The organism is Candidatus Pelagisphaera phototrophica (assembly GCF_014529625.1).
Lineage (GTDB): Bacteria > Verrucomicrobiota > Verrucomicrobiia > Opitutales > Opitutaceae > Pelagisphaera > Pelagisphaera phototrophica.
Genome location: NZ_CP076039.1, coordinates 1,093,108 through 1,119,201 on the forward strand (window position 1 = coordinate 1,093,108; position 26,094 = coordinate 1,119,201).

At 51.8% G+C, this 26,094-nt stretch carries 17 protein-coding genes and 1 pseudogene; 10 read left to right on the forward strand and 8 right to left on the reverse strand.

Translation table 11 applies throughout. The features are described 5' to 3' along the window. The first annotated feature begins 135 nt into the window (after positions 1-135). Both GA004_RS04815 and GA004_RS04820 read left to right on the forward strand, forming a co-directional pair. Positions 136-1,590 (forward strand): sulfatase family protein, encoded by a 1,455-nt coding sequence (locus tag GA004_RS04815; RefSeq protein WP_283396170.1) that lies wholly within the window; start codon positions 136-138, stop codon positions 1,588-1,590. A gap of 287 nt (positions 1,591-1,877) precedes the next feature. Further along, positions 1,878-2,834: a 2-hydroxyacid dehydrogenase gene (locus GA004_RS04820; RefSeq protein WP_283396171.1), complete on the forward strand. Its 957-nt coding sequence runs from the start codon at positions 1,878-1,880 to the stop codon at positions 2,832-2,834. A gap of 82 nt (positions 2,835-2,916) precedes the next feature. Here the strand turns inward: GA004_RS04820 and GA004_RS04825 are convergent, their stop codons facing one another. Continuing rightward, a complete protein-coding gene (locus GA004_RS04825; protein WP_283396172.1) occupies positions 2,917-4,086 on the reverse strand; it encodes a ThuA domain-containing protein in 1,170 nt (389 codons plus the stop codon). 550 nt (positions 4,087-4,636) lie between these two features. Between GA004_RS04825 and GA004_RS04830 the strand changes: the two genes are divergently transcribed. The 4 genes from GA004_RS04830 to GA004_RS04845 all read left to right on the forward strand — a co-directional run bounded on the left by GA004_RS04830 (position 4,637) and on the right by GA004_RS04845 (position 12,389). Beyond that, entirely contained in the window at positions 4,637-5,833 is a 1,197-nt protein-coding gene (locus tag GA004_RS04830) for a PQQ-dependent sugar dehydrogenase (protein WP_283396173.1), read from the forward strand. A 246-nt stretch (positions 5,834-6,079) separates the two neighbouring features. Continuing rightward, positions 6,080-7,510: a pectate lyase family protein gene (locus GA004_RS04835; RefSeq protein WP_283396174.1), complete on the forward strand. Its 1,431-nt coding sequence runs from the start codon at positions 6,080-6,082 to the stop codon at positions 7,508-7,510. A 269-nt stretch (positions 7,511-7,779) separates the two neighbouring features. Next, positions 7,780-10,944 carry a DUF1553 domain-containing protein gene (locus GA004_RS04840; protein ID WP_283396175.1) on the forward strand — a complete coding sequence of 1,055 codons (3,165 nt, stop codon included), beginning with the start codon at positions 7,780-7,782 and terminating at the stop codon, positions 10,942-10,944. Further along, positions 10,941-12,389, forward strand: a complete 1,449-nt coding sequence (locus tag GA004_RS04845) for a DUF1501 domain-containing protein (RefSeq protein WP_283396176.1) — start codon at positions 10,941-10,943, stop codon at positions 12,387-12,389. The genes GA004_RS04840 and GA004_RS04845 overlap by 4 nt, the downstream gene beginning before the upstream one ends. A 241-nt stretch (positions 12,390-12,630) precedes the next feature. On the opposite strand, the gene GA004_RS04850 is transcribed toward GA004_RS04845, so the two are convergent. Both GA004_RS04850 and GA004_RS04855 read right to left on the reverse strand, forming a co-directional pair. Further along, positions 12,631-14,655 carry a TRAP transporter permease gene (locus GA004_RS04850; protein WP_283396177.1) on the reverse strand — a complete coding sequence of 675 codons (2,025 nt, stop codon included), beginning with the start codon at positions 14,653-14,655 and terminating at the stop codon, positions 12,631-12,633. Further along, positions 14,652-15,692 (reverse strand): TAXI family TRAP transporter solute-binding subunit, encoded by a 1,041-nt coding sequence (locus tag GA004_RS04855; RefSeq protein ID WP_283396178.1) that lies wholly within the window; start codon positions 15,690-15,692, stop codon positions 14,652-14,654. Before GA004_RS04855 ends, GA004_RS04850 begins: the two co-directional genes overlap by 4 nt. Before the next feature lie 264 nt (positions 15,693-15,956). Between GA004_RS04855 and GA004_RS04860 the strand changes: the two genes are divergently transcribed. Together GA004_RS04860 and GA004_RS04865 are read left to right on the forward strand one after the other, a co-directional pair. Beyond that, positions 15,957-16,127, forward strand: coding sequence for a hypothetical protein (locus tag GA004_RS04860; protein ID WP_283396179.1), 171 nt, complete (start codon positions 15,957-15,959; stop codon positions 16,125-16,127). A gap of 27 nt (positions 16,128-16,154) precedes the next feature. Then, positions 16,155-16,418: pseudogene (locus GA004_RS04865) on the forward strand (Gfo/Idh/MocA family oxidoreductase); the annotation flags it as partial. Positions 16,419-16,477: 59 nt separating this feature from the next. On the opposite strand, the gene GA004_RS04870 reads toward GA004_RS04865, so the two are convergent. Then, entirely contained in the window at positions 16,478-18,049 is a 1,572-nt protein-coding gene (locus tag GA004_RS04870; protein WP_283396180.1) for a sulfatase family protein, read from the reverse strand. A 433-nt stretch (positions 18,050-18,482) separates the two neighbouring features. On the opposite strand from GA004_RS04870, the gene GA004_RS04875 reads away from it, so the two are divergent. Then, positions 18,483-20,105 (forward strand): sialidase family protein, encoded by a 1,623-nt coding sequence (locus GA004_RS04875; protein WP_283396181.1) that lies wholly within the window; start codon positions 18,483-18,485, stop codon positions 20,103-20,105. A 350-nt stretch (positions 20,106-20,455) separates the two neighbouring features. After that, positions 20,456-21,967 carry a sulfatase gene (locus tag GA004_RS04880; RefSeq protein WP_283396182.1) on the forward strand — a complete coding sequence of 504 codons (1,512 nt, stop codon included), beginning with the start codon at positions 20,456-20,458 and terminating at the stop codon, positions 21,965-21,967. Between the two features lie 49 nt (positions 21,968-22,016). Here the strand turns inward: GA004_RS04880 and GA004_RS04885 are convergent, their stop codons facing one another. The 4 genes from GA004_RS04885 to GA004_RS04900 all read right to left on the reverse strand — a co-directional run bounded on the left by GA004_RS04885 (position 22,017) and on the right by GA004_RS04900 (position 25,986). Continuing rightward, positions 22,017-22,640: a DJ-1/PfpI family protein gene (locus GA004_RS04885; RefSeq protein WP_283396183.1), complete on the reverse strand. Its 624-nt coding sequence runs from the start codon at positions 22,638-22,640 to the stop codon at positions 22,017-22,019. After that, positions 22,630-24,189, reverse strand: coding sequence for a sodium:solute symporter family protein (locus GA004_RS04890; RefSeq protein WP_283396184.1), 1,560 nt, complete (start codon positions 24,187-24,189; stop codon positions 22,630-22,632). Before GA004_RS04890 ends, GA004_RS04885 begins: the two co-directional genes overlap by 11 nt. 100 nt (positions 24,190-24,289) lie before the next feature. After that, on the reverse strand, positions 24,290-25,468 hold the full coding sequence (locus GA004_RS04895; RefSeq protein ID WP_283396185.1) for a Gfo/Idh/MocA family protein: 1,179 nt from the start codon (positions 25,466-25,468) through the stop codon (positions 24,290-24,292). Between the two features lie 251 nt (positions 25,469-25,719). Continuing rightward, positions 25,720-25,986, reverse strand: a complete 267-nt coding sequence (locus GA004_RS04900; protein WP_283396186.1) for a hypothetical protein — start codon at positions 25,984-25,986, stop codon at positions 25,720-25,722. Positions 25,987-26,094: the final 108 nt, after the last annotated feature.

Consider the following 26,094-nt stretch of genomic DNA (forward strand, 5'->3'; position numbering starts at 1 on the left):
AAAGAACCACCGTTAGGGAGAAGACATAGTATGTCGATAGCTTTAGGGCTTTATGGATTTTAGGGATCTGGGATTCTATGCTGCTATTAATTTGCCTGAAGCGTATGTTGTGGGTTCACTCGTTGTTCCTCGAAAATGAATAAACGTCTATTTACCCTAATTCTTCTCAATTCTTTTGGGTTCCTTGCTCTTGATGCTTCCGATCGCCCAAATATTCTTCTGATCCTCTCAGATGATCATAGCGTACCTCACTTAGGAGCCTACGGGGACGCCAATTGTCGGCGATTTATCATAACGCCGCATTTGGATGCCTTAGCCGATGAGGGTATGCGTTTCGATCGTGCGTACACGGCGGCTCCGCAATGCGCTCCATCGAGGACCGCTATTTTTGCGGGCCGATCTCCAGTGGGATTGTCTGCGACCCGTTTTGCCCAGCCGGCACGTTCGGAAACGACTTTCTTTACAGATGTCTTGAGAGAGAGAGGCTATTGGGTTGGGCTGGCAGGGCGGCATCAGCATTTGGATGGGAAGAACCGAGACTTGGACCACGTGACGGATACGCTTGTGGAGCTAGATGTGCGGGATCGAGCGTTTACGCAGCGATTTGATCACTTTGTGAGGGGAGCCTCTACTAAAAACGAGGCGATTCATGATACAGACGAAGTGGTGGGTGCCATCTTAGATGGTGTTCCAGACGACCAACCTTTTTTTCTCTATTTCGGGTTTAACCAGCCTCATCGGAGATGGGGAGATGATCATGAAAAGATCGATCCTTCGAAATTAGTCTTGCCGCCAGACTGGCCGGACTTGCCTGAAGTGCGTTTGGATTATGCGAAATATCTAGCGGAGGTGCGGGATCTGGATATTGGATTCGGATTGATAGAGAATGTATTGGAAGAACGGGGACTAAAGGAAAACACGTTGGTTATTTTCATGGGAGACAACGGGGAGGCACTTCTACGAGGCAAAGGAACTTTAGCTCAGCGTGGAACGCATGTCCCGCTTTTGGTTCGCTGGCCTGGCTATGTGAAACCGGGAACGGCCAGCGATTCTCTGGTTAGCGGGGTGGATCTTTCCGCGACAATTTTGGAAGCGGTAGGCTTGGAAACTGCTCCAGGCATGACCGGGGTCAGCTTTTTCGACGAATTGCGAGGCAAGCCCTTCGAAGGGCGTGAGATGGTTTTTGCTGAACGTGGCTGGCACTTCGGACCCATTGGCCGAAGCGATGGTTTCGATTTGTCCCGTTCTATTACGACCCGTCGCTATTTGTACCTATACAACGCAACTCCGGAAAAGATATTTTCCCCAGTAGACATGGGTCGGAATCCGGGATGGCTCGCCATTCAGGAAATGCATGAAGAGGGGACCTTGTCCGCTTTGCACGAAAGCATCTACTTTCAGAATCCGCGGCCGTTGTTCGAGCTGTACGATCTACAAGAGGATCCTTTTCAGTTGGAGAACCTAGCGGGTAAGGCTAGGGTCAAAGCGGTTGAGACGAAACTTCGGACGGAGATGGATAAATGGATGGTAAGGGAAAGCGATTTTTTGCCGCTGCCCAGCCACATTCAGCAGCAAGTCAATCGAAAGTAGTTAGTGTGATTAGATTGCTGATACTATTTTGTTCAGCCATCGCTTTGATCGCGACTGGTTGCACGAGGAAAGAGTCTTATTCCAGTCGACCAGAAGCGAACGTTTCAAAAGCTCTCTTGCCGGCAAAGGGTAGACCCAATATCGTGATTATCCTAGCGGATGACCTTGGGGTGGGAAACATTCAGGCGCACTTTCCGGAAAACAAAATCGCTACGCCTTATTTGGATAGGTTTTTGTCGTTGATATCATTGACCTCTACCGATCGTCTCATTTAAACCTCAAATCCGATGAGAAAACACGAAGTTTTGTTAATGGGTAGGATCAGAGACATGATGAAGGCTGAGACGGATCGTCTCTTCCATACATATACAGTTCACGCACTGCATCGGAGCGAAGATCCCGATGCCCTCGTAGAGAAGGTTAAGGATCGTATCACCGCAATAACTACGAATGGCGTCTTGGGCGCGAGTGGGGAATTTATGGCTAGATTTCCAAATCTGAAAGCCGTGATATGCTTCGGCGCCGGTATTGACAATGTAGATCTGGAATACGCGAAGCAACAGTGTATACAAGTATCAAACACTCGAGGGGTTTTAAATGACGATGTCGCTAATTTGGCTGTGGCGCTTCTGCTTGGAATTTCTAGGGAAGTTGTGGAAGCGGACAAATACGTGCGAAGAGGTGATTGGATTAGGAAAGGGAAAATGGGCTTGCAGAAAAGCATTCGTGGTCGCCAGGTGGGTATTCTAGGCCTGGGAGGGATTGGCAGGGATTTCGCTAAAAAGCTAGAGGTGTTTGGATGCCAATTGGCCTATCATAATAGGTGCGAAAACAAAAATATTCCCTATCGCTATTATTCGAATTTAACGGAAATGGCGAGAGATTCAGAATACTTGGTCGTGATTTGCCCGGCGACCTCGGAGACCAGAAACTTAGTAGATAGCGAAGTCATTGACGCCTTGGGACCAGATGGAACCTTGATCAATATCGCGAGGGGATCTATTGTCGACGAGGAGGCCCTCGTTGAGGCCTTGCAAGACGGAAGACTGGGGGCATTCGCTTCGGACGTGTTTGCCCACGAGCCCCATGTGCCGGAAGCCCTCTTGGAAATGCAAAATGTCATCCTTGCACCGCATATTGGTAGTGCAACGGTAGATACTCGTACAGCTATGGGTGAATTGATGTTGAAAAACCTGGAGCGGTTTTTTGCAGGAGAGCCACTAGAGACGCCGGTACGCCTTTAGGGAAGTGTCGTGGTGGCCTCATCTTTTTGACCTAATCGTTTCAGAAGCAGCCCTACCTCCTGAAACGAATCGCCTTCTTCATTCAAAAGCCTTCAAGCAGGCCGCCTTTAGCAAATAACTCAGGATACTCGGTCGCAATGCGGGCACGAAGTTCAGCGCGGTTTTTGATGACTCGAGCCAGCTTCTTCACTTTTTCCGGATCAGAAAGGCCTCCGATTTCAGCATTGGCTGGCATAATTTGGCTGTTCCAGCCAGCCAGGTCGAGTGGCTTTACGCCAGCCAGGCCGACCCCGTTGTTGTAGGCGCTGGGGGTGAATTTCCCGACGATGCTAACATTCAGGTTCTGCTTGATCTTGTTTTCCCATCCGCCAGCCCAGAGACAGCCATTGATAAGAAACCGGCGGCCGTCTTCGCTGAGCAAGTCTTCCGATGCCCCATAGGACGCGTAGACGACCCGGGCGTTCTTTTTTGCACCAGAGGGGGCGATATAGGAATCCCGGCTCCAGCCTGCGTTTACGACCGGTTTATCTGTATTCAGATCGTCACTTGCATGAAACGTATTGAGCACCTGCACGTCTAGCAGTGGCGTAGCGTCTGCAGGAGGCTGCGACTTGTAGGCACCCGAGTAGGCGTGGATACTTTCGACTCCCATCAATATGGGATGAGCTGCCGCGGTGGCGTCTGGCGTTATGCGACAACCCATGACGTGGTTCGAGCCATAGTGCGACTGCCCCCGCTCTTTGTGCCAGGTGTTGCCAAAGATCTGCTCACCCAGACCGCCAAAATAATCATCGCCCGTGTAATTGTAATTGAGCTTCGCCCACTTTCCTTTTTGTCCATTGAATCCATGGGTAGAGGTGCGGACTCCGACCACGGGACCGCCTCGTTCGAAGTAGTCGACCAGAAATCCCACTTGCTCATCCGTTAGATTCATGAAACGGGCATAGAAAAACAGCAAATCCGCATCCTTGAGAGCCTCCATTCCCGGCATGTTTCTGCCGCCCCCTTTGATGGCACCATTCTCGTCGAGACCAAAGATGACGGTGCAGCGAAATCCGTGTCGCTTGGCTAGGATCTTCGCGAGAGCAGGACAGGTCTCCTCCGAGCGATATTCATGGTCGTTGGCAATGAAAACGATATGCTTCCCTGTACCGATTCCCCGGGTTCCCTGGTAGACGAGCGTCTCTGCTGCGGCAGACCAAATCAATAGGATGGTGGCGGAAACCGCCGCGAGTAAGGGTGTTATTTTCATACGGAGCTCTTCTACTACCTGAGAATTGAACGATTTCAGAAATGAGCGAATTGATTTGTGGGCATTCGTCAATCGGGTTCGGTTCTCTCGATCAGTATAGCAAATGAACCCCAGTTAGGGAATAGAGTTTTTGCGGGATGCGTTGGTGAGCAGGCAGATTAGGAGCACGCGTGGGAATACGAATCACATCTTTGGAGCGGACTCGACGAATGCGGCGACGCAAACCCAAACCAATCTGGCTGATCGTAAGTGCGTGCTGCGGTTGCTTAAATTTTTCAAGACCATTCCGGGCGGCGAAAAGGTGGCCATCGATAGGATGATGGATGATACCGCGAGTCGCGAAACCTACCGTATTAAAAGAGAGACCGCAATCACGGTCCGCGCAAGATGCGAGGCTCAGACTGGGAAGGGCTCATGTGCATCCGCGATCTGAGACGAGACGTGTTTGGGTAGATTGACCTAGGTATTTCGAAAGCTTTATTCGCGTTGCTTGTTTGCGAATTTATCGCCAACATTCGTTCTCCTTTTATTTCAACCCAATAGTTCCCCTATGAAAAAACGCACTCTAATAGTCTCTCTGTCGACCTTCCTCATGGTTAGTTCGATCCAAGTGAATGCAGCTGAAGTTCCTGACGGTGTGTGGGTTAGAGACGGCTACGAGTTGACGGTTGTTGAGGACACGATCAAGAAACCGCGTTTCATGGCACTGGATAAGGATGGCGTTTTGTATGTCAGCGTGATCGCAGAGGGAAAGATACTCGCGTGCCGGGACAAGGATGGCGACGGGAGTTATGAGTCTGTAACGCCTTTCATTGAGGGCAAGGATCCCAAAAGCAGGCTTCAAGGGGTTCAGTTTCGCAATGGCTGGCTATATTTTGCCCAGCTGAACGCGATTTCCCGGGCCAAGGATACCAACGGGGATGGCAAGGCAGACAAGGTTCAGGAGATTCTGGGGGCTGGCGATCTCCCTACCGGCAAAGCAACCGGGCATCGATGGCGGGCTCTTTTGATACACAAAGGGCGGATCTACACGCACGTGGGCGACCAGGGCAATGCTACCGATGAACCAATCGACGCTTCGGAGCGGAAAAAAATCTGGTCCTTCGCCGTGGATGGGTCGGACAAGAAGCTTTTTGCCTCGGGGATTCGTAATACCGAGAAGCTAGTGGTCCGTCCGGGAACCGACGAGATCTGGGGAGTGGATCACGACGTCGACATGATGGGTTGGGAAATGGAAGGAAAACGCGAAAGGAATTCGGAGGAAGGCCAGCCAATAACCGACCACAATCCGCCGGCCGAGTTGAACCATTACGAGGAAGGCAAGTTTTACGGTCACCCATGGATCGTAGGGAAAATGATGCCGAATCTAATGTTCATCGACCACCCCGATTTGATGAAGTACGCCCGCATGACGACCATCCCCGAATGGACTATGGCGGCTCACTGCTCGGCCAACTCGTTGACCTTCTACAGGGGTAATAAGATTCCCAAAGGACATGGGGATGCATTTGTCGTCCAAAAGGGAGGCTGGAACGCCACCCAGAAGGTGGGCTATTGCCTATCGCGCATTCTATTCGAAGACGGTCACCCTTACGGAGAGCAAAAGATGGTCAACTTCCTCAAGGATGGCGAAGAAGTCCTAGGGCGCCCAACCGACTGCATTCAGGCTCCTGACGGCACCATCCTCCTTAGCGACGATACCGGCAATAGGATCTACCGCTTGCGGTACGTAGGAAAGAAAAACTAGTTTTCGGCATGGGTCGGAGGCTGAGACGGTGGTTTCTGTGAGTCGTTTCGGTGGGGCAGTTGGCCTGTAAATTGATTGAAGGACAGGTCGCTGACATGTCGATTTGGGAGGGGTTGTCACCTTGACGAGACGGTCTACAGTTTGATTTCTCGATTGGCAGAGATGACTTTCTCGCACACTTTAGTCGAAAGCTGAAGTGCGCTTCCAAAAAGGACAAATTCTGATTGGAGGGCCAGGTCAAAGGAAATGTTTCAATTGAAGTTTAAGAGTATCCGATTAGTGATGACGGTTCCGGTATTGGTTCGGGTTGCGGCTCTCGCTTTTATATTCCAAGCAGATATAACAGCTTTCGCTCAAGAGACGCTTGCCTTCCCCTCAGCCGAAGGATTTGGAGCTTATGCGAAAGGAGGACGTGGGGGCGATGTGTATACGGTTACGAATGTCGAGGACTCGGGGCCGGGGTCGCTGCGTGAGGGAATCCGCTCGGCAAACGGACCGCGTACAATCGTGTTTGGCGTGTCGGGTTTGATTCGTCTCAAGTCGAAGTTGATCGTGGATAGCGACTACCTTACGATTGCCGGGCAAACGGCCCCAGGGGACGGTATTTGCCTGCGGGACTATTCTTTTGAAATCCGAGCGAGTCATGTGATTGTACGCTACATTCGTTCTCGCTTGGGGGATGAGGCGGGACAGGTTTCAGATTCTGTATCTATAAACTCAGGACAAAACATTATTGTGGACCATTGCTCGGCAAGCTGGTCGGTGGACGAAGCATTGTCCTGCCAGAGCGGCGAGGTCGATTTGCTGACGGTTCAATGGTGTATGATTTCGGAGAGCCTCCGCGATTCGATTCATGATAAAGGGCCTCATGGTTATGGAGGAATCATTGGAAGTCTTCGTCAGAGCTTTCATCACAACCTGTTTGCTCATCACAGTTCTCGAAATCCGAAAATAACAGGACGGAGGCACTGCAAGGTCGATTTCAGAAACAACGTAATTTATAATTGGGGTTATAATAGTTGTTATGATGCGACGGCGTCGCACGTGAACTGGGTCAATAATTATTACAAGGCGGGACCTGCGACGGAACCTAGAGTCAGCGGACGGATATTTCAGTTGAGCGACCAGGATATTGAACCCGGAGGACCGAATCGCCCGGAAGATTCCCAAGCCTACGAAACTTCATTTTTTGCGAAAGGAAATTTTGTATATGGGCATGAGAAGGTGACCGAGGATAATTGGGATGGGGGGATCGTTTTTATGGACGGCGCGACTGAGGCGGCAAATCGAGCGGCGGTCGCGTTCGAATTTCCTGCTATAATCGAGCAAACTGCTGGGGAAGCGCTCCCATTGGTTCTAGCAGGGGCAGGGGCTTCTTTAGCCCGGGATCGAATCGATTTGCGGATCGTTCACGAGGTCTCAACCGGAGAAGCTCGATTAGGAGAAAACGGACTGATAAACACTCACACAGATGTTGGGAGCTGGCCTCTTTATCGATCGAAAGAGGCTCCAAAGGATACGGATGATGACGGTATGCCCGATGCTTGGGAAACGGCACAAGGCCTGGATTTAAATCGTGCCTCGGATCGGAATGGGTTCGATCTATCATCAGACTACACCAACCTCGAAGTTTATTTAAATGGGATTGTGGATAACAGGAAAAACGTTGCCCAGTAGATATTGGAATGGGCGAGACACTCGCGATCTATGTATCACGGGCTTTTTTTGATTAAGCTAATGATCGTCTAATCCTACCAAAATAGCTTCGGTGGAATTCGGTTTCTCATATGCTCATTGGTTCAGGGATCCCGTTTCTATCCAAAGCACTAACTCATGTCCCCTTTAGCTATTCGAAAGCAATCGTGCTGAACCGTCAAGACACACAAAAAATTCTGATTACGATACTAGACGCCGATTGAGGTTTAATATATATTGCTTACGCTTTGATGAAATCTCGAACCTTGATAGCCCTTCTCTGCGGCATCCTAGCAACCGTTTCACTGAAGTCTTCGGGCGACACATTGTCGTTCAATGAAGATATTCGTCCGATTCTCTCGGACCGCTGCTTCAAGTGTCATGGTCCAGACGCCGACAACCAGAAATCGGAGTTTCGATTAGACACGCGGGAGCATGCCATTGCGGATTTGGGGGACGACTTTTTTGGAATCGTTCCGGGTGATATCGAGGCGAGCGACTTGCACTGGCGGATTTGGGATGAAGAAGACGAGGACCGAATGCCACCGCCAGGCTCGAACTTGTCTCTAAACGAAGCGGAGAAGAAACTCCTCGATCGTTGGATTGCGGAAGGGGCAACATATGACACTCATTGGTCCTTCAAGCCGTTGCCGAATAGCGTGGAGGTTCCGAACTCGAAATCCAATTGGGCTCGCAACGAGATTGACCGCTTTATTGAGCATGGCTTTGCGGAAGCGTCGGTGGTTCCAGCAGAGGAAATCTCGCGCGAGAAATGGATGCGTCGAGTGAGTTTTGATCTTAAGGGCCTACCTCCCTCGATTGAAGACATCGAAGGGTTTTTGGCAGACGATTCAGAAAACGCTTACGAAACCGTGGTGGATCGGCTGCTCTCATCCGTTGCCTACGCCGAACGTATGACCAGTGAATGGCTGGATGTGGCACGGTATTCAGATTCCAATGGCTACCAGCGCGATCACGAAAGACGGGTTTGGCCTTGGCGTGATTGGGTGATAGATGCCTTTCGCCAAAACATGTCCTATGACCAGTTTGTAACGACTCAATTGGCGGGAGACCTTTTCCCCAACGCCACTCAGGATGACATTCTCGCGACGGCTTTTAACCGATTGCATGGCCATCTCATGGAAGGCGGTATCATCCCGGAGGAGTATCGTGTCGAGTATGTGGCAGATCGGACGCATACGTTTGGTTCTGCGTTTCTTGGATTGACGATGGAATGTGCCCGGTGCCACGACCACAAATACGATCCGCTGCCCACAAAAGACTACTATTCACTCAGCTCGTTTTTTGCCAACATTGAAGAATACGGTCTCATCGCCTTTTTCTCAGACGCGGTCCCGACACCTGCACTGTCCCTATCGAGCGAAAAGGCAAACAAAGGCTTAGCAGAGGCCGAGGAAAAGATGGATACGCTTTCCGGGAAATTGGCGTCGGTTAACACAACCTCCGAGGCTAAGGCAGCGTTTGAGAAGTGGCTGGAAACGCAGCCCAAACTCGACTGGCCAGGACGTGTGGCATGGATCTCCTTTGATGAACGAGATGGTGAGAGCATTGCGAACGCCTCCGCTCCTGATGTACCTGCTAAGACAACAAAGCTCAACGTCCTTGTTCCTGGCGTAACCGGTAAGGCAATACAATTCACTGGTGACGATAAGATGGAGGTCTTCGATGTGGGCCACTTCCCGCGCGAGCATCCCTTTTCGGCTTCGGTATGGGTCCGTCCGAATCAGCACGCCCCTCGTGAAAGCCTTTTCAGCCGAGGAGGAGGAGCCGACGATGCGGCGAGCATGGGATACGAGTTCATGCTGATGAACGGTAGACCGACCGCGTCGCTGATTCATTTTTGGCCCGGCAACGCCATGCGTGTACAAGCGAAGCAAGCCGTGCCAGTCGGCGAATGGTCTCATCTGGTAGTGACCTATGATGGTTCCAGCAAGGCGTCGGGAGTGAAGGTTTTTCTGAATGGGGAACCGATGAAATTAGAGGTGATCAAGGATCATCTTACGAAAACAATTACGGATTGGCATACTCCAAACGGGGGACTGGTTCGTGAGCATCTAGTTTTGGGCGAGCGCTATCGGGATCGCGGTTTCGTGAAAGGGCAAATGGATGAATTCCAGATGTTCAACCGGGAAATCTCCGGACTCGAAGCGCGGCTGCTTCACAAGATGACTCCAATGTCTCCACTTTTTGAAACGGTGGCAGATGCGGCAGTGGGGAGTGGAAACGAGGAACTTTACGATCACTTTCTGGCCACCGCTTATCTTCCTTCCATGCGGTTGAGATCAGAGTTACAGTCAGCCCGGTACGACTGGAATAGTACGATGGACGGACTGACTGAGATCAGCGTGATGCGGGAAATGAAAGAACCACGACCGGCTTACGTACTGACCCGAGGTGCCTACGACTCCCGAGGGGAAGAGGTTAATGCGAATACCCCGTCAGCGCTCCCTCCCTTCCTAGACGACCAGCCACGCAATCGTCTGGGCCTGGCTCGCTGGCTAACGGACTCCGACCACCCATTGACGGCCCGCGTGGCGGTAAACCGATATTGGCAGATGATCTTTGGGGCAGGACTGGTACGAACTCCAGAGGACTTTGGCCTGCAGGGAAGTAACCCGACTCACCCAGAGTTGCTCGATTGGTTGGCCCGAGACTTCGTCGACAACGGTTGGGATTTGCATCACTTCATGCGGGGGATCGTGCTTTCTGCGACTTATCGCCAAAGCACCTTCGGTGACGCGGCGAGCGTTACCAAGGATCCCGAAAACCTCACTCTCTGTCGCAGCAACCCAAATCGTTTGGAGGCGGAAATGATTCGCGACAACGCTCTCGCGGTGAGCGGATTGCTGGTTGACAAAGTTGGCGGTCCCCCGGTTAAGCCATATGAGGTAGCGGTATCGTTTAAGCCGATGGAGCCAGATACCGATGAGGGCTTGTATCGAAGAAGCTTGTACACACTATGGAAACGAAACTCACCCGCGCCAATGATGGTCACTTTCGATGCTCCTAAGCGCGATGTATGCAGTCTGGAGCGCGAGCCGACATTTTCGCCCCTTCAGCCATTGGTGATTTTGAATGGGCCCCAGTTCGTAGAAGCGGCTCGTGTCCTGGGAGATAAGCTACTGGCTAAGCACAGGGGCGATCGAGCGGCGGTCATCGAAGAAGCGTATTATCTTCTCACCAGCCGGCAACCGGAGTCCCAGGAAGTGGCGATTCTCTCGAACCTCTACACCGCCCAGAGCAAAGAATTTGACGCTAACCCAGCCGATGCCAATGCGCTCTTAGAGGTCGGGAATTCACCTGTTTCGCTTTACGAAAACCCGAGAGAACATGCGGCGGCCGCAGTCGTTATAAATGCGATTATGAACACCAATGAATCTCTGATAAAACGATGAAAAATCCACTCTGTACCGGTTTTGAAAATCCGCTCGGCATGACGAGGCGCTCGTTCCTAAATCAAATGGGAATGGGCTTGGGAGGACTCGCCTTGGGTAGCATGATGAATCCTCTGCAAGGACGTATCAATGAGGGCCCGGCCTTGGCGGGCACTCACTTCCCGGCTAAAGCGAAACGGGTCATTTACCTTTTTCAATCGGGCGGACCTTCCCAGATGGATTTGTTCGACTACAAGCCGCGACTCAATGAGGAGCATGGTCAGGAGTTGCCCGATTCCGTTCGCCGGGGTCAACGTCTGACTGGCATGTCCACAAGCCAGGCTAGTTTCCCATTAGCGGGCTCTCCATTCGAGTTCAAACAACATGGGAACAGTGGGGCTTGGTTTAGCGAGACGCTGCCCCATATGGCGTCCATCGCGGACAAATTGTGCTTTGTTAAGTCGATGTATACAGAGGCGATCAACCACGGTCCTGCGGTGACTATGATGATGTCTGGTTCGCAGATACCGGGGCGCCCTACAGCGGGTTCTTGGTTGTCTTATGGCTTGGGGAGTGAGAATAAGGATCTCCCTTCGTATGTGGTTCTCACACCTAAAGTGGCGAAAGGACAGCCACTTACCTCCCGGTATTGGGGGAGTGGATTTCTTCCGAGTCGCCATGACGGCGTCCGATTTCGGCCAGATAAAGATGCCGTATTGTATCTAAACAATCCTGACGGTATCAGCCGTTCCAGTCGCAGTAAGACCATTGATCACTTGAAGGAGTTGCACGAGTACCAAGTGAGTCAGCAGAGTGATCCGGTTTTAGAAGGCCAGATTGAGCAGTACGAAATGGCGTTTCGCATGCAGGCTTCGGTGCCTGAGGTGTCCGATATTAGCGGCGAGTCCAAAGCAACGCTGGATCTCTATGGCGAAGGCGTAACCGAGCCGGGTACCTACGCGGCCAATTGCCTTATGGCTCGAAGACTCGCGGAACGCGGGGTGCCGTTTGTCCAGGTTTTCCATACGGGATGGGACGCCCACGGAAATTGTCCCGGCAATGTGAGAGACAACTCTAAAAAGACCGACCAAGCTTCGGTGGCATTGGTCAAGGACTTGGAATCTCGCGGTCTTCTGGAAGACACGCTCGTTATTTGGGGAGGCGAATTTGGACGCACCAACTATTGCCAAGGCAAGATGACTAAAACGAATTTTGGTAGGGATCATCACCCTCGTTGCTTTACTACGTGGATGGCCGGCGGGGGTGTGAACGCAGGCTACGGCCATGGCGTTACGGATGAATATGGATACAACCTAGAGCAGGACGGGGTGCATGTGCATGACTTTCACGCCACTTTGATGCATCTTCTCGGCATCGACCATAAGCGACTGACCTATAAATATCAAGGTAGGTACTTCCGACTGACCGATGTGCATGGGCACGTGGTCAAAGAGCTTATAGCTTAGGGTGGGAGCATTTTAGTTCAGGTCATACAAAGGATACTCGAGAACGGCGCCAACATGATGAGAAAGCTTTGGCCTGAGCAAGAGACGCGTCCAGCCCTGACCCAATCGTGTGATGGAGCAGAGTTGTCTCCGTTTTGAAAAGCCGAGATCCTGTCTCTAAAATACGCCTTTGCTCAGAATCCCTGACGAGACTACCTATACGATTTACGAGACGCAAATTCTTGATCTATGCACGATTCACCTACGTTTTTATCGGCTGGATATTTGCCCGGGTATCAGCTTCGCGGTTCTGATATAGTATGATGGAAAGCAGAATGACTGCGCCACAGACGTGATAGTAAATCGGCAAAGGGGTCCACATCAGCAAACTCGCACTGAGAAGCAGCAATGCTGCGATCAATGAATTGATACGGGTTTCAAGATGCCACTCCAGCAAACCAGCTAAAGCGTAGAGTCCCATGCTCGCCCAGAGGAAAACTTCAAAACGTTCGGGCCAGGAGCCTGAAACCAATGGTGAATAGGCAAACAAGACCGGAACGAGGTACAGGCCCTTGGCGATTTTCCAACTTGTGAGTCCGGTGGGGATCGGGCGCGTACCGGCAATTCCTGCGGCTGCGAAGGAGGCTAGGCAAACGGGTGGGGTCACGTTACTGTCCTGGGATAGCCAGAAAATTATCAAGTGCGCACTGAGCAGCATGCCAGTCAGCAATTCCGGCTCTAGCAATTCCTCCCGTAAAAGCTGCTTCATTTCCAGGGGCATCCCCTTGAGTGCCAGCACCGGATCGCCCCCGAACAGGCTCAGCGTGGCGGCTACATTGCTGGGCAGATTGCCAGCCTGCAGCACGGTTAGGAGTTGGGACTGGCTGATGAGGTCGAAAATCAAGGGAGCACATAAGGTGGCCAGTACGATATAGGAGGCAGTCACAGGTAGTCCCATCCCCAGGACGAGAGAGGCCAGTGCCACTAGGACCAGAGTTATCAGCAGGCTGCCTTGGGCCCATTCCACAATCATTAATGAAAAGGCGTTACCGACCCCTGTGGTGGTAACGACGTTGACCACAATACCTACGGCCACGAGCAATAAGGCGGTGGCTACCATGTTCTGTACGCCATCCACAGTGGCATCGAATATATCCCTTAGGCGCATAGGCTTTGTGGATAGCCACGAGGCCGCGATCACACTGATTATAGCGAAGGCAGCTGAACTGGTGGGGGTGCGACCGGCCACTAGGAATCCCCCGAGCGTTGCCAGTGGAATGATGAAATGCCAGCCCTCTTTTAATATGGCGGAGAATTTTTCTGCATCCTCGGCGGTTGTCGGTTTCAGCCCAAGACGTTTGGCCTGAATGCGGACAAAGAAGGACACGGTCAAAAAGTATAGCAAGGCGGGCAGAGCCGAGGCTGCGATGACAGTGAGATAGGGTATCTGGGTGTAGCTTGCCAGCACGAACGCCCCTGCGCCCATCACCGGTGGCATCAGAGCTCCGCCGGTTGATGCAGCGGCCTCCACACCAGCAGCAAATCGACTGGAGAATCCGGACTTCTTCATCATGGGAATGGTGATGACGCCAATGGAGACTGTGTTGGCCACCGCAGAACCGGTAACTGAACCCATCAGCCCGGAGCCGATCACTGACATCTGCCCAGCCCCGCCAGCAATGCGTCCGGTTAGGCAACGGGCTAGACGGACCATGAAATCGCCGGCTCCCGAACGCAGTAGAAAAGCTCCGAAAATAATAAACATGAATACAAAGGTCGCAGAGATATTGGCGATCATCCCAAACATGCCTTCACTGGTGAAAAAGGAGCGATAGAGTACCGTCTCGAGACTAAGTCCCGGAAATGAAAATATTCCTGAAATATATCGGCCCAGGAACAGAATATAGGACAGGCTGATCAGGATCAGTATGGGCATGAACCAGCCTGAGGTGCGGCGCGTGAATTCAATGGCCAGCCCGAGTCCCAGAATGGAAAACACATAGTCGCTGAGAATGTATTCAGTTTCTCTAGCATAAAGGGCGTTCTCAAATAGAACCAGGTAGGCAGACGTGATCGCTGCAGTGATCGCTAGCGCAATATTAACCCAATACCGCGTGGTAAATTGCCGCACTCCTCTAGACTCATTTACAGTCAGGGCACAGATAGCGCTGAACCCCCCAAAGTGTATCGCGGACAGCCACAGTTCGGAAATACTCGCAAATACGTTGGAATAGATATGAAACAGGGCGAAGATGAAAGCGGCCCATCTGAGGTATGGTGATTTCATAGTCGGCTTGCGGCTCTAGCGGTTGGGTCACTGAGCGCCTCATCTATAATCAACCGGTCTGGTATTTCCAGGCCCATTTCCCGATAGTAGCGCAAGGCGCCCGCATGCAGGGGAGCTCCAAGGCCCTTCACCGCAATCTCCAGTCGCATGCTCTTGGTCGTGCCATGGATTTCCTGCAAGGTGGCAAGGTTTTCCCAGATGACTTTCGTGATTTCGTAAACCGCTTCTTCTGGAATATCAACCCGAGTTACCAGCACATTGGGTGATGCAATGGTGTGAATCGTTTCTTTTTGGTTAGGATAAGTATTTGGAGGAAACTCGTACCAATCCCACAAGGGGTAGCGCGCGTTGAGCTTGTCCAGCGATTCTTGGGTCCAGTTGAGAATGGTCATGCGATCCCCCATCCGCGCGTAGGTCTGGGTGATGGAACTCACCGGCGCCCCAGCAGGCATGTTCATTCCGACAATATTGCCGTCTTGAAAGGCTCCAGCGCTGGCTCCGTAACCGAGGTATGCGAGCTTGAATTTCTCCTCATAATCGATCCCTAGTGTCTCGAGAATGAAACGGCCGGTTTTCTCGGCACCGGAATTGCGCCCGCCGAGTACAAAGCGTTCCCCATCGAGATTTGAAAGGTCCATCATAGTCCCCGTTTCTGCCAAGCGGGTTAGCAAGACGAAATGCTCGACATTTTCCCACAGGGCGCTGACGCTGCGTATATGGGTTTGCGGTTTGCTGACCGGTCCTTCGCCACTCCAGGACCAAGCGCCAAACGGTCCTTGAAGGATAGCGAACTGGGCCTGATTATCCCGCAACAGCTTAACGTTTTCCAGAGAGCCCGCGGAGCTAATGGCAGTTAGGGGAATGCCTTTGGTTTGCGAGAGTTGAGAATGGGCGATGGTAGCAATGGCCACGCCTACGGGGTAGTAAGTGCCACCCGTAGTCGCGGTTGCGAGGACATAGGGTCGGGGTCGGCTAAACTCATCGCTACAGGCACTGAGAAAAATAGTCAGGAGTATACTAAGCGCGATTTTTATCATGGGCAATCCAGTATCGCAGTATGGGGGCTCGTCTCAATCAAGGTAGTTGTAATATTAAGTCACAGAAAATTCGTGAGGGCAGTTGCCCTGATATGATCCGATAGAAGCATAGTTTCACTGAAACCACAATCAGCTGATAGGAATTTGCGGGAAGACTGTAGTCTCAACCACCTACTAGTCGGGATCTTTGACGAGACGACCTGCAACGTGGCCTTGTAGATTGGGTGAAAATGAATTTAACAGGGCGATTGAAAGAGGTGCATAATGATTAAAATTGCTATTATTGGCGCGGGTGGGCGCGGAACTGGATTTTCCAAAATTATCGGCGATAATCCTCATTTGGCGACCGTTGTTGCGGTTGCCGAACCGCGCGACGCGTACCGCAAAGCGATACAAGAGAAGCATGGGATACCTGAGGCGAATTGCGTTTTCTAATGGAGGGAATTCGTTGCAGCGGACAGGCTCTGCAATGCGGTGTTAATAGCTACTATGGATCAGGATCATGTCGGACCCGCTGTGGCGTGCATGGAGAAAGGGTATCATATGCTCTTGGAAAAACCGATGGCGGTCCGGTTCGAGGATTGTCAGAAAATCGCCGCGGCCCAAGCTCGCAATGGAGTTATCACCAGCGTATGTCATTCCATGCGCTATCACAAAGGATTCGCCACCGAAGCCTCTCTAAAAGAACGGCGAGTGATCGATATTGTCTCGTTTTCGAAAATTTAGAGACTTCGCCTATCTACGGTAGCCTAATATGGAATTATGGTATTGGAGTTTGCCAAAAATTAGAGAGCGTCTCTCCCTCGGATTCGGTCGGACATTTGTCTGCGCCAAGATTCGTATTGTTTTTTTAGCGACGCCACTTTCTCCGGTTGACTGTAGCTAAGATTGTTGGTTTCGCCGGGGTCTTCTCGAAGGTTGTAGAGCTGCAGTCCATTGGGAATGGGGACGTTGCGAAATTCCGTTTTCACCAACCCATTGTCATCAAGCTGATACGCTTGATAGGTCTTCGCTTCTTGTCGATAGACGAGTTTCCAATCTCCTTGTCGTGCAACCCAGTTTTTCTGTGTTTCACCAGAGTCCCAGAACAGCGTCTCGTTATCGTGTAGTTGATCTGCGGATCCAGAAATCAGCGGCATTAGACTTTTACCATCCAGTGGTTTGCTTTGGGCGATCCCCGATATTTCTGAAAGGCTGGCGAATATATCACGATGAGTAACGGTAGCGTCAACGTGACGGCCTTCCGGTATCTGGTCGGGCCATGACATGACCATCGGCACTTTGATTCCGCCGTCCATGAGGCAATATTTGTACGCGTTCAAGTTGCCATTGTTGGCGTATGACTGGTCGGAGCCTCCATTGTCGACGGTGAATATCACGATCGTATTTTGAGCCAATCCGTCCTCCTTCAAAGTTTGCAAGATCTTACCGATCGCTGTATCCATCAATTCAAGATGGCCCAAATAGATTCTACGGCCATAGGGGTCTGGCACGACAAGGTGGCAGGTGTCGCTATACCAGGCATTGTGGTCAGGCTGGGCTATCGGGTCCCAGTGAGGGTACTCCCAAACAGCGGCGTTTCGATCGAAGGCACGCTCGGGCACTTCGTACTTTGTGGCGAGACGTTTGGGCAGCCGGTAGAGCGGTGTGTGGACGGCATTGAATTCGAGCTGCAGGTAAAAGGGCTTCTCGCTTTTCGTTTTAATGAACTGGATAGACTCGCGACCAAAAACTTCAGTCGTAGTGGTATTTTCAAAGGACTGTTCCTGATCTATGTTTCGGGTGAGAGGTCCGATACCGATCTTTCGGCTGGCGATGGCGATGCTTCCCTTGGATTTGCGTTCGTAGGCATCCACATCCTTTTGGCTGAGCAGATTGAAGTCCCAGGAGTGTTGCTCGAAGCCGAGATAGCCCTCGAATCCGTGCGTCATAGGGTGCTCCTTGGGACCAAAGTTGAGATGGGTCTTGCCCACCTTCATCGTACGGTACCCCGCCTCTTGCATCATTTCAGCAATGGTGCTCTCGGAAGTCGGCAGGCCGCCATCCCCATAGTAGTAAGCTCCCCAGCGCTGCTGGTACCGTCCTGTGGAAATAGCCAAGCGAGAGTTACTGCAAATAGGAGATGAGGCGTAGGCGTTTTTGAAAATGACACCAGACTTTGCCAGTTTATCCAAGTGCGGTGTCCTTACTCCGTCAGCTACCACGTCATGGAATCCCACATCCGCATAGCCGAGGTCGTCCGCCACGATTACAATTACGTTTGGCTTCGGGGGGTCCGCAATTGGCGAATTTTCCTGGGCACTTGCCCAATGAGTGAAGCCCGAGCTAAAACAGAGTACTAAAAGGGTCCTTTTCATCTTTAAGGGACTATCCTTGTCTATGCGTGAATGTCTGCAAGCGGATTAGCCACTCGGAGGAAGATTGCCAACTTTGGCCAAGCTCGAAATTGTATTTATGGACAGGCTAACGGTCTAGCTCGCCAAGAATAATGAGCTAAACAATGTAGAAGCTCTTTTTGTCTTTCTTGCTGTTTTATAAATGAATTACCGCAATTTATTTCACAAATCTCATTATAGAGAAACCATAGAACTTTTTTTGGGAGAGAAAATTAGGGTGGGAAGCGAATACGGGCATAGAATGTAGGCGTTGATGATACGGTTACAGTTTGCTGAATTGTTTGAGTAGGCTTGTTATGCATTCGCAAATTAGTGATCGCTTTCTAGTATGATTTCAGGATGAATTTACGGTCTCTATTGCCCTCACCCTAAAAGCTTTTCCAAATTGAGCACCATGAAATCCGTTAACATAATACTCATCTGTGCATCGGCCCTTTCTTCTGTAATTGCTCCGCTGACTGCGGAGGATCAAGAACCCTTCCATTACGAGATTCGTCCGCTGTTCGAGAATGGCAAGCATCTTGGTAAGGTCTATCGATTCAGAAATGTAGGACTGATCCAATGTCCCAATGGAGACTTATTGGCGTTTGTAGAAGCACGCTATGGGGTGAGCGATCACAGTCAGAAGGATGTGCTCATGCGCCGCAGTACAGACCGTGGCATCACTTGGGGACCTTACGAAGCAGTGTGGGGACACTTGGAGGAAGACCATGCAGGATGGAAAGATCCGGCTCCAGTGGTGGACGAGACGACCGGTCGGCTGTTCTACTTCATGAATACCAACGAGAGCGAGAAACGGCTCTTTTATATAACCTCCGACGACAGCGGTTATACTTGGTCCGACCCGATCCGAATTCCGGACAGTTTGCTCCGTCCTGAGTGGAAGCGTTGGCGCAACAATCCCGGCCCAGGCATTCAACTGAAAGTCGGAACATACAAAGACCGCATGCTCATCCCCGGGCACATCGTGACTCATGAAGACCGTCATTTCTCGGTCGTTTGGTACAGCGATGATCACGGCGAATCATGGCAAGTGAGTGAAACGGCGGTACAGGGCTCGGATGAGGTGAGCATCGTCGAGCTAAGCGATGGGCGCGTATTGATGAATATTCGTTCGCATGGGGAATTGGACCCTGGGTTGGATCCGGACTACCGGAACTTCATGTACAGTGACGATGGCGGTGAGTCCTGGTATGGGTTGGAAACCATTCGCGATCTGCCCTGGGAATCCGGCCACGGATCCATCACGCGTATGGAAACTAAAGATGGGACCCGCCTTTTTGCCTTTCACCCGGTGGTGTTTAAACGCAGGGACTTGACCTGCTTTGTCAGCTATGACGAAGGAAAGACCTGGCCGTTCAGGCGAGTCATCCACGAAGCGGGTGGCTATAGCTCAGTGGTTGTAATGGACAACTACGACATCGCCCTGGCACACAATCACGGACATGCGGGTAGGGACGGAATTGATTTTGTACGCTTCAATCTAAGTTGGCTCACAGACGGACGCGAGCATGTGAACGAACCTCTGCAAACACTGCCAAAGATTTCGACAAATGAAAAACTAAGGACAATATGGCGTGAAGACTTCGATCTGTCCGACGGAGTCATTCATGACGATGGAGCCACGGCCTGGACCACTCTTGGGACCGGAGGGGTAGCGACAAGCAACGGTAAGATTCGTGCCCTGAACACCGAAGGGGAAACCGTCTGGCAAAGTGAGAAAATCAATATCGAAAAAGTGGACCGCATATCCATCGCGGTGGACGCCATTAAGATTGGGCGCCTCGGGTCATCTGATTCTCTGGGGGTGTATTACCAATTTGGCAACGAAAGAGAAGAACTGATCGAGTCGCTGAGTTTCTCATCCGATCCACAAGAAGACTTCGAAACGTATCAAGTCCTGCAAGACGACATAGATGTTTCGGGGCAGCAGCAGGTACAGGTCGTTATTCGCGCACGGGTTGCCGGGGTCGACAAGGCTCTTTATTGGGACCGTGTTCGTGTGAGTGTACCCTAGCTGATCCAGTATACTCCCCTAATATCATCAAAATTACCTCATAATCTGAGAATGTTTATTTGGTCCTCGGTTGGAACGTTGGCAGCGACTAGCTTGCCGCAAGCCGAGGTGCAGGCGCCCGCTAAGACTTGCGGATGTTAGTTGGTCCAGTCCCACTGCGAGGGTTAGTCTTGCCGCTTTCGCTCGGAACTAGGTTTTATAACTTCGGCCATCGCGTTGTCCCGTGTCTTTGTCTTGGAATGGCAATTCTTTTCTCACAGTTGCAAAATAATCATTCGGCAATAGGAATATTGACGGAAGAAAGATTCGGATTGTGATCTCGGTTAAGATGAATTTAATTTGGTCGTTTTATGCGGATCGGGCACAGGATAAAGCTCACTCTAATTCTAGGCTTTGGCTTGCACTTTGGTGGCTACCGAAAATCGCGAGGTAGCGTCGCTCTCGCAATTTTCGTAGGAGCTTTCTTCTTTCTAATTCAGTTCCCGGTCCTTGCCCGGCCCAATATTCTCTTCATTCTTGTCGACGATCTAGCGTGGACCGATCTTGGATCTTACGGCCACCCCTGGCACCACTCTCCTCATATTGATAGACTGGCGACGGAAGGAATGCGTTTTACCCAGGCCTATTCGCCGGCTCCCATCTGTTCTTCAGCTAGGGCAAGCATTCTTACGGGGAAAACTCCTGCCCGGCTTGGGCTGGAATTTGTAGTGAAAGCTGAACCGGGAGAACAGATCATCGAGCCTCCTCAACTACTTAAAACACCCCCGTTTACCGTGGCGCTTGAACTTCGCGAGGAGACTATTGCCGAAACGTTGCAGCAGGCAAATTACCAAACTGCCTATTTCGGCAAATGGCATCTAAATCCACATTATCAGGGACGCTATTTGGGCTGGAGTCCGAGTCACGGCCCGCAACGACAAGGCTTCGCAATCGCTGAGGAGGATTTCGGGTCCCATCCCTACAGCAAAACAAGGCTCTCAGTATTGAGCGAGGAAGGCCGGTATCATAGAGATGGAATAACCGAGCGGGCGATTCGATTTCTGGAGGAATCCCGCGATGAGCCGTTCTTCCTCATCGTTTCTCACTTTTTCGTGCATACACCGGTTCAGTCACCCTACGCATGGTTGAAAGACAAGTATGAAAACAAGATTCCCAAAGATGCACCTAATCGCGCGTTACGGATCGAATACGCTGCCTTCGTTGAAACGCTTGATCATCATGTGGGACAATTGCTGAAAGGACTGGACGAAAGGGGTCACAGAGAATCCACCCTGGTGGTTTTCATCTCTGACAATGGAGGCCATCCGGAATACGCCTCCCACGCTCCATTGCGCGGTTCCAAATGGAATCTATACGAAGGTGGGATTCGTGTGCCTTTGTTGGTTCGGTGGCCAAACCATATTGCTCGAGGAGCCGTGAGCGATACCCCAGTCGTTGGATACGACTTGTTTTCTACCTTTCGCGAAGTGGTCGGAGCGCCTGAGGGCTCACTTGAAAAGAGTAGAGATGGTCTTAGCCTGACGCCATTATTTGAGGATCCCGGCCAAGATTTCGATAGAGCCTTGTATTGGCATTTTCCATATTACCATCCCGAAGGCCCCAAGTTTGGCAACGCGACTCTGGATATCGGAGTGGATGATTTTTCAGTCAGCCAGACCCGACCTCATTCCGCTATACGCAAAGGAAACTATAAACTGTTGTATTTTCAGGAACAGGGAGACTCAGAACTTTACGAATTGAACGAAGATCCGTCTGAGCTCAACAACCTCAGCCATTTACTTCCCGCAAAAACAACCGAGCTTCGTAACGAGCTTCAATCGTATTTGACCCAGGCGAACGCCAGGCAGGCAAGACTGCCTTAAGGCTGGAGGAGACTGTAGGGCACTGCACGCTTTCTTGACGATTCCTTTTTCAGTCTTCGGCGGCCTTTAGCAGTCGAAGGAATTCCTTCACCACCACTGTGTTTTCGGCGTAACCGCGTCCCGTTACTAGGAGGCCGTCGAAGACCACGTCATCGTCCACGTAGGTAGCTCCGCCTTGTTCGGCATCCATGGCGCATTTGGGAACTGTAGTGACACGTTTGCCTTGAATACAATCGGCGGCGGTGAGAATTTCGATTCCGTGGCAGATGCAAGCGATCGGTTTACCGGCTTTCGCGATTTCCCGAACGCAGCGTTGCAGGTCCTTGTCATAGCGAATGTATTCCGGCGCCCGGCCGCCTGAGATGAAGGCACCCGCATATTCTTCGGCCCGCAAATCGCGGAAGGCGATGTCGGCTTTGAGGTGGTAGCCCGGACGCTCCTGGGTGATGTCCCACGGCACATCTGGATTGGGCGGGATCTCGTGGAGCACCGTATGGTAAAGCCTCGCTTCCGGGCCTGCGACGACGACTTCGTAGTCATCCTCGGGAAGACGGTAATACGGATAAAAAGTGTCGAGTGCCTCGGTGGCGTCTCCGATGGGCATTAGGATCTTGGGCATGATAGGGATCTTTAAAGTGACGTCGCTTCGCGGCATTTGGAAATTATTTGACATTTTGATCTTCGCGGCGCTCAGAGCTACCTGTTCGCTTATCGGCAAAATGGCCTACCAGTGCGCCGAGTAGCACGATCGAACTGGTGCCCAAAATGATTGTCATGAAGGAGTGAAGCGGATTCGCCCAACCGGATATTCTGTCAGGCCAAAGCCCGGTTTTAGAAAGCGACAGCCAGAGGATCAAAAGCGCCCCAACGACGACGGAAATAATGGCATGCGGATTCCGGGCCTTTCGCGAAATCAGGCCGAGAAGAAACAGCCCGAGCATGCCGCCGGTGAAGATGCCCTGGAGGTTCCACCAGGCGTCTAGTGCGCTCTTGACGCGCAACATCGCCAAGGCGGTCAGCGTGCCGGCTATGCCGACAATCAACGTCGCCCCATGAAGGATGCGCATCGATTCCCTGTCGCCGGCTTCGGGGCGGAAGTAGCGCTTGTGGATGTCGCAAAGATAAAGGGTCGCGGAGCTGTTCAAACTCGTGTCCATGCTGCTCATCGCGGCTGCAAAAATGGCGGCGATCAGCAGGCCCGCGAGTCCGATGGGCAGTTTATTGACGATAAAGTGAGGCAGAACTTTGTCACCGACCTCGGCGGCCGATAGAGCAGCGGCTTTAGCGGCAATGAGGTCGTTGGTTGCCGTAAGCCCGTCCTGGGCCAATTGGGTAACCACAACCTGTGTCCTGACTTCATTCAGCATTTCAGGATTCGCTTCATAGAGACTGAACAGACCCGTTCCGATGAAGAAAAACAGGGCCGACATGACGGGAAACAGCAGGGCGGCGAGCCAGACGCTAGACTTCGCGGCACGATCGGACTTCGCGGTGGCATAACGCTGCACGAAGCTTTGATCGATTCCGAAGTTCTGGATATTGATGAATACGCCGTAGATTAGGACAATCCAGAAAGTGGGCTGCGGTAGGGTGAAAGACCCGGGGCTGAGGCTGAAACTGCCTAGGCTGAATTTACCGTTTTCTTTAGCGATTTCGAACAACTGGCCAGAGCCCTCGGGCATTCCGGTGAGAATCAATCCGGCGCAGAGAAAGGCGCCCGCTATTAGAACAAAACTTTGCACGACATCCGTCCAGATTACGGCTTCGATTCCCCCGAGCAAAGTGTAAGCGGTCACAAGAACGCCGGTCACTAGGATGATAGTCTTAATGTCCCAGCCTGTGAGAGGCGAGAGGGCCAAAGCAACGAGATAAAGAATCGTTCCGATGCGGGCAAGCTGGGACATAAGGTAGCAGACCAAGGCATAAGTTCGTGCCCAGGGTCCGAAGCGCTTTTCTAGATGGTAGTAGGCGGAGACCTCAGAGCTGCCTCTGTAAAGCGGGATAAACCAACGGACTGCGATGACCGCCGCGATAGGTAGTGATAATCCAAATACCCATGAATTCCATGTTCCACCATAGGCCTTGCCGGTGTTGCCTAGAAACCCGATGCTGCTGACATAGGTACCGAAAATCGAAAGCCCAACCGCCCATCCCGGCAGCGAGCGTCCCGCCGCCATGAATCCCTCGGGCTTGCCGCTTTTACGCGCGAACCAACACCCCATGGCGAACACACCCGCCATGTAGACGATTAGAACAATCAGGTCTGTCGTTCGTAGTTGCGATGTCATTCTTTAATGATTTATGATTCAACTTGAGCGGTGCTCAAAGTCTGCTTAAGGGATTGTCGCGCTCGGTCAAGGGGAGGGGAACCCAGGCTCCGTTTTGGAGGTGCGACTCAAAAATGCTGCAGGTCATTTCGACAGCCATGGCTCCTTGGCGACCGTCGCAAAGGGGGTCGCGATCATCGTCAACGGCGTCGATCAAATCCTGGATCGCGAGTGTGTGATCGTGTACGCTCGCGATGAGACCCGGCTGAATCTCCGTCTGGCTAAGCCCCGCGCTGGTAATGGGAATGCGGTCGTTACTTCGCGAGGCAGGATCGAAGGGGTTCCCGGGGCAGAGCCAGGCGATCGGGTCGCGATCGATATGGATGGCAATAGCACCTTTGGTTCCGATCAGTCGCGCTGCATATCCTTTCTTATCAGATCCGTCTTCGGCAAAGGTGGTGTAAGAAGCAGTGACACCACTGTTGAGTCGCCAGCGGGCGTGGATTTCGTTTCCGGCCAGGAGTCCAAGCCCTTCGGCTCCGTTTACCACGTCTTTGCGCGTCACCGGTTTACCGTTTTGCAGAATCGTGCCCGAACATGATTCTGGCTCGCCACCAAAGCGCTGAAACAGGTTGAAAACGTGGCCACCGAGCACCCACAAGTCTTCACCGCCGCCGCGTCTGTCACCCAGTCCGTGACCCCTGATCTCCAATAGGCGGCCGATCTCGCCGTCAGCGATCAGTTTATCGATTATTGGCAGAGTGGGGTGATAGCGATTGCGATGGGCAACAGCGACTTTAGCACCGTGTTTTTCCGCTGCGTTGAGGATATGGTCGGCCTCGGCCGGTGTGCGGCAGAAGGGTTTTTCGACGTAGAGCCCCTTCACGCCGTTTTCGATAGCGGCGAGTGCCATTTGCATATGCTGGTCTGGGTGTCGGGGTGCGACGGATACAAACTCCGGGCGTAGTTCCGAGAGCATTTTACGATAGTCGCTGAAGCCTCGTTCGATTTTGAGCCGGTCCAACGCTTTCTGGAGCCCTTTGGAGTCAGCGTCGGCGACACCGACGATCTCGACACCCGGAATTTTTTGCCAGACGACATCTAGCCCGTGCCCGTAGTTGCCTCGCCCTGTGTGCCCAATCACCGCGGCTCGGCGCGAGCGAGAAGCCTTGGCAGGAAGTTTGGATACAAGAAGGGAGAGCGATGCGATAGTGAGGAAAGTGCGGCGCTTCATAAGTGAATAACGAAATGAAGTGAGGTATCTAGTAATAAAAGATGATTCTCGATCGGAAAGCGAGAGCTTATTAGTTTTTTATCCCACGAAACGTTCTCATATTGTTAGCCAATGAAACGTCGATATTCTGTACCGACAATCAAGTCGGGTTTCTTATCGAAAATGGCTCCTGCTAGGGAATAGAAATGCTGTCGGAGGTGAACGGGTGCTTCCTAGTGATGCATGTGCTTGGGATAGGTAAAGACCGGTTCTTAATTCGAGAACTTGTTTTCTAGGATTAGCAAAGAGGATCCTGCCTTTTTTCGTGGTTTGGGAAGCCCGCTTTCTTCGGCTGCCGTAACGGTGCCGTGGCGTTCCCTACCCACGATCGAATCGAAATCGAAACCTTCATCCCAATCGACTGACACGAACTTGGATCGTCTTCGTCCTCCTATGTTGTGAAAGTTAGCGTGGATGATTGAGCAATCCTTGCGACCTGTTGATCCAAGTGGCTGAAACAGGCGGGTTCCATTTCCCATTGGTCGAAGCTGTCCAGCGAACCCTATTCTTATGATAACTGGTGAGGAAAACATACCAAGCGGTTTTCCTACTAAATGCCGAATAAAATCTTACTTTCAACGATACCC

Bases quoted from the DNA above. Each gene is read 5' to 3' on its own strand.
- GA004_RS04815 (WP_283396170.1), top strand. From the start codon at position 136: ATGAATAAACGTCTATTTACCCTAATTCTTCTCAATTCTTTTGGGTTC.
- GA004_RS04870 (WP_283396180.1), bottom strand. From the start codon at position 18,049: ATGAAAAGGACCCTTTTAGTACTCTGTTTTAGCTCGGGCTTCACTCAT.
- GA004_RS04895 (WP_283396185.1), bottom strand. From the start codon at position 25,468: ATGAAGCGCCGCACTTTCCTCACTATCGCATCGCTCTCCCTTCTTGTA.
- GA004_RS04880 (WP_283396182.1), top strand. From the start codon at position 20,456: ATGCGGATCGGGCACAGGATAAAGCTCACTCTAATTCTAGGCTTTGGC.
- GA004_RS04860 (WP_283396179.1), top strand. From the start codon at position 15,957: ATGATTAAAATTGCTATTATTGGCGCGGGTGGGCGCGGAACTGGATTT.
- GA004_RS04900 (WP_283396186.1), bottom strand. From the start codon at position 25,986: ATGGGAAATGGAACCCGCCTGTTTCAGCCACTTGGATCAACAGGTCGC.
- GA004_RS04830 (WP_283396173.1), top strand. From the start codon at position 4,637: ATGAAAAAACGCACTCTAATAGTCTCTCTGTCGACCTTCCTCATGGTT.
- GA004_RS04855 (WP_283396178.1), bottom strand. From the start codon at position 15,692: ATGATAAAAATCGCGCTTAGTATACTCCTGACTATTTTTCTCAGTGCC.
- GA004_RS04850 (WP_283396177.1), bottom strand. From the start codon at position 14,655: ATGAAATCACCATACCTCAGATGGGCCGCTTTCATCTTCGCCCTGTTT.
- GA004_RS04875 (WP_283396181.1), top strand. From the start codon at position 18,483: ATGAAATCCGTTAACATAATACTCATCTGTGCATCGGCCCTTTCTTCT.
- GA004_RS04845 (WP_283396176.1), top strand. From the start codon at position 10,941: ATGAAAAATCCACTCTGTACCGGTTTTGAAAATCCGCTCGGCATGACG.
- GA004_RS04885 (WP_283396183.1), bottom strand. From the start codon at position 22,640: ATGTCAAATAATTTCCAAATGCCGCGAAGCGACGTCACTTTAAAGATC.
- GA004_RS04840 (WP_283396175.1), top strand. From the start codon at position 7,780: ATGAAATCTCGAACCTTGATAGCCCTTCTCTGCGGCATCCTAGCAACC.
- GA004_RS04820 (WP_283396171.1), top strand. From the start codon at position 1,878: ATGAGAAAACACGAAGTTTTGTTAATGGGTAGGATCAGAGACATGATG.
- GA004_RS04890 (WP_283396184.1), bottom strand. From the start codon at position 24,189: ATGGGGTGTTGGTTCGCGCGTAAAAGCGGCAAGCCCGAGGGATTCATG.
- GA004_RS04825 (WP_283396172.1), bottom strand. From the start codon at position 4,086: ATGAAAATAACACCCTTACTCGCGGCGGTTTCCGCCACCATCCTATTG.
- GA004_RS04835 (WP_283396174.1), top strand. From the start codon at position 6,080: ATGTTTCAATTGAAGTTTAAGAGTATCCGATTAGTGATGACGGTTCCG.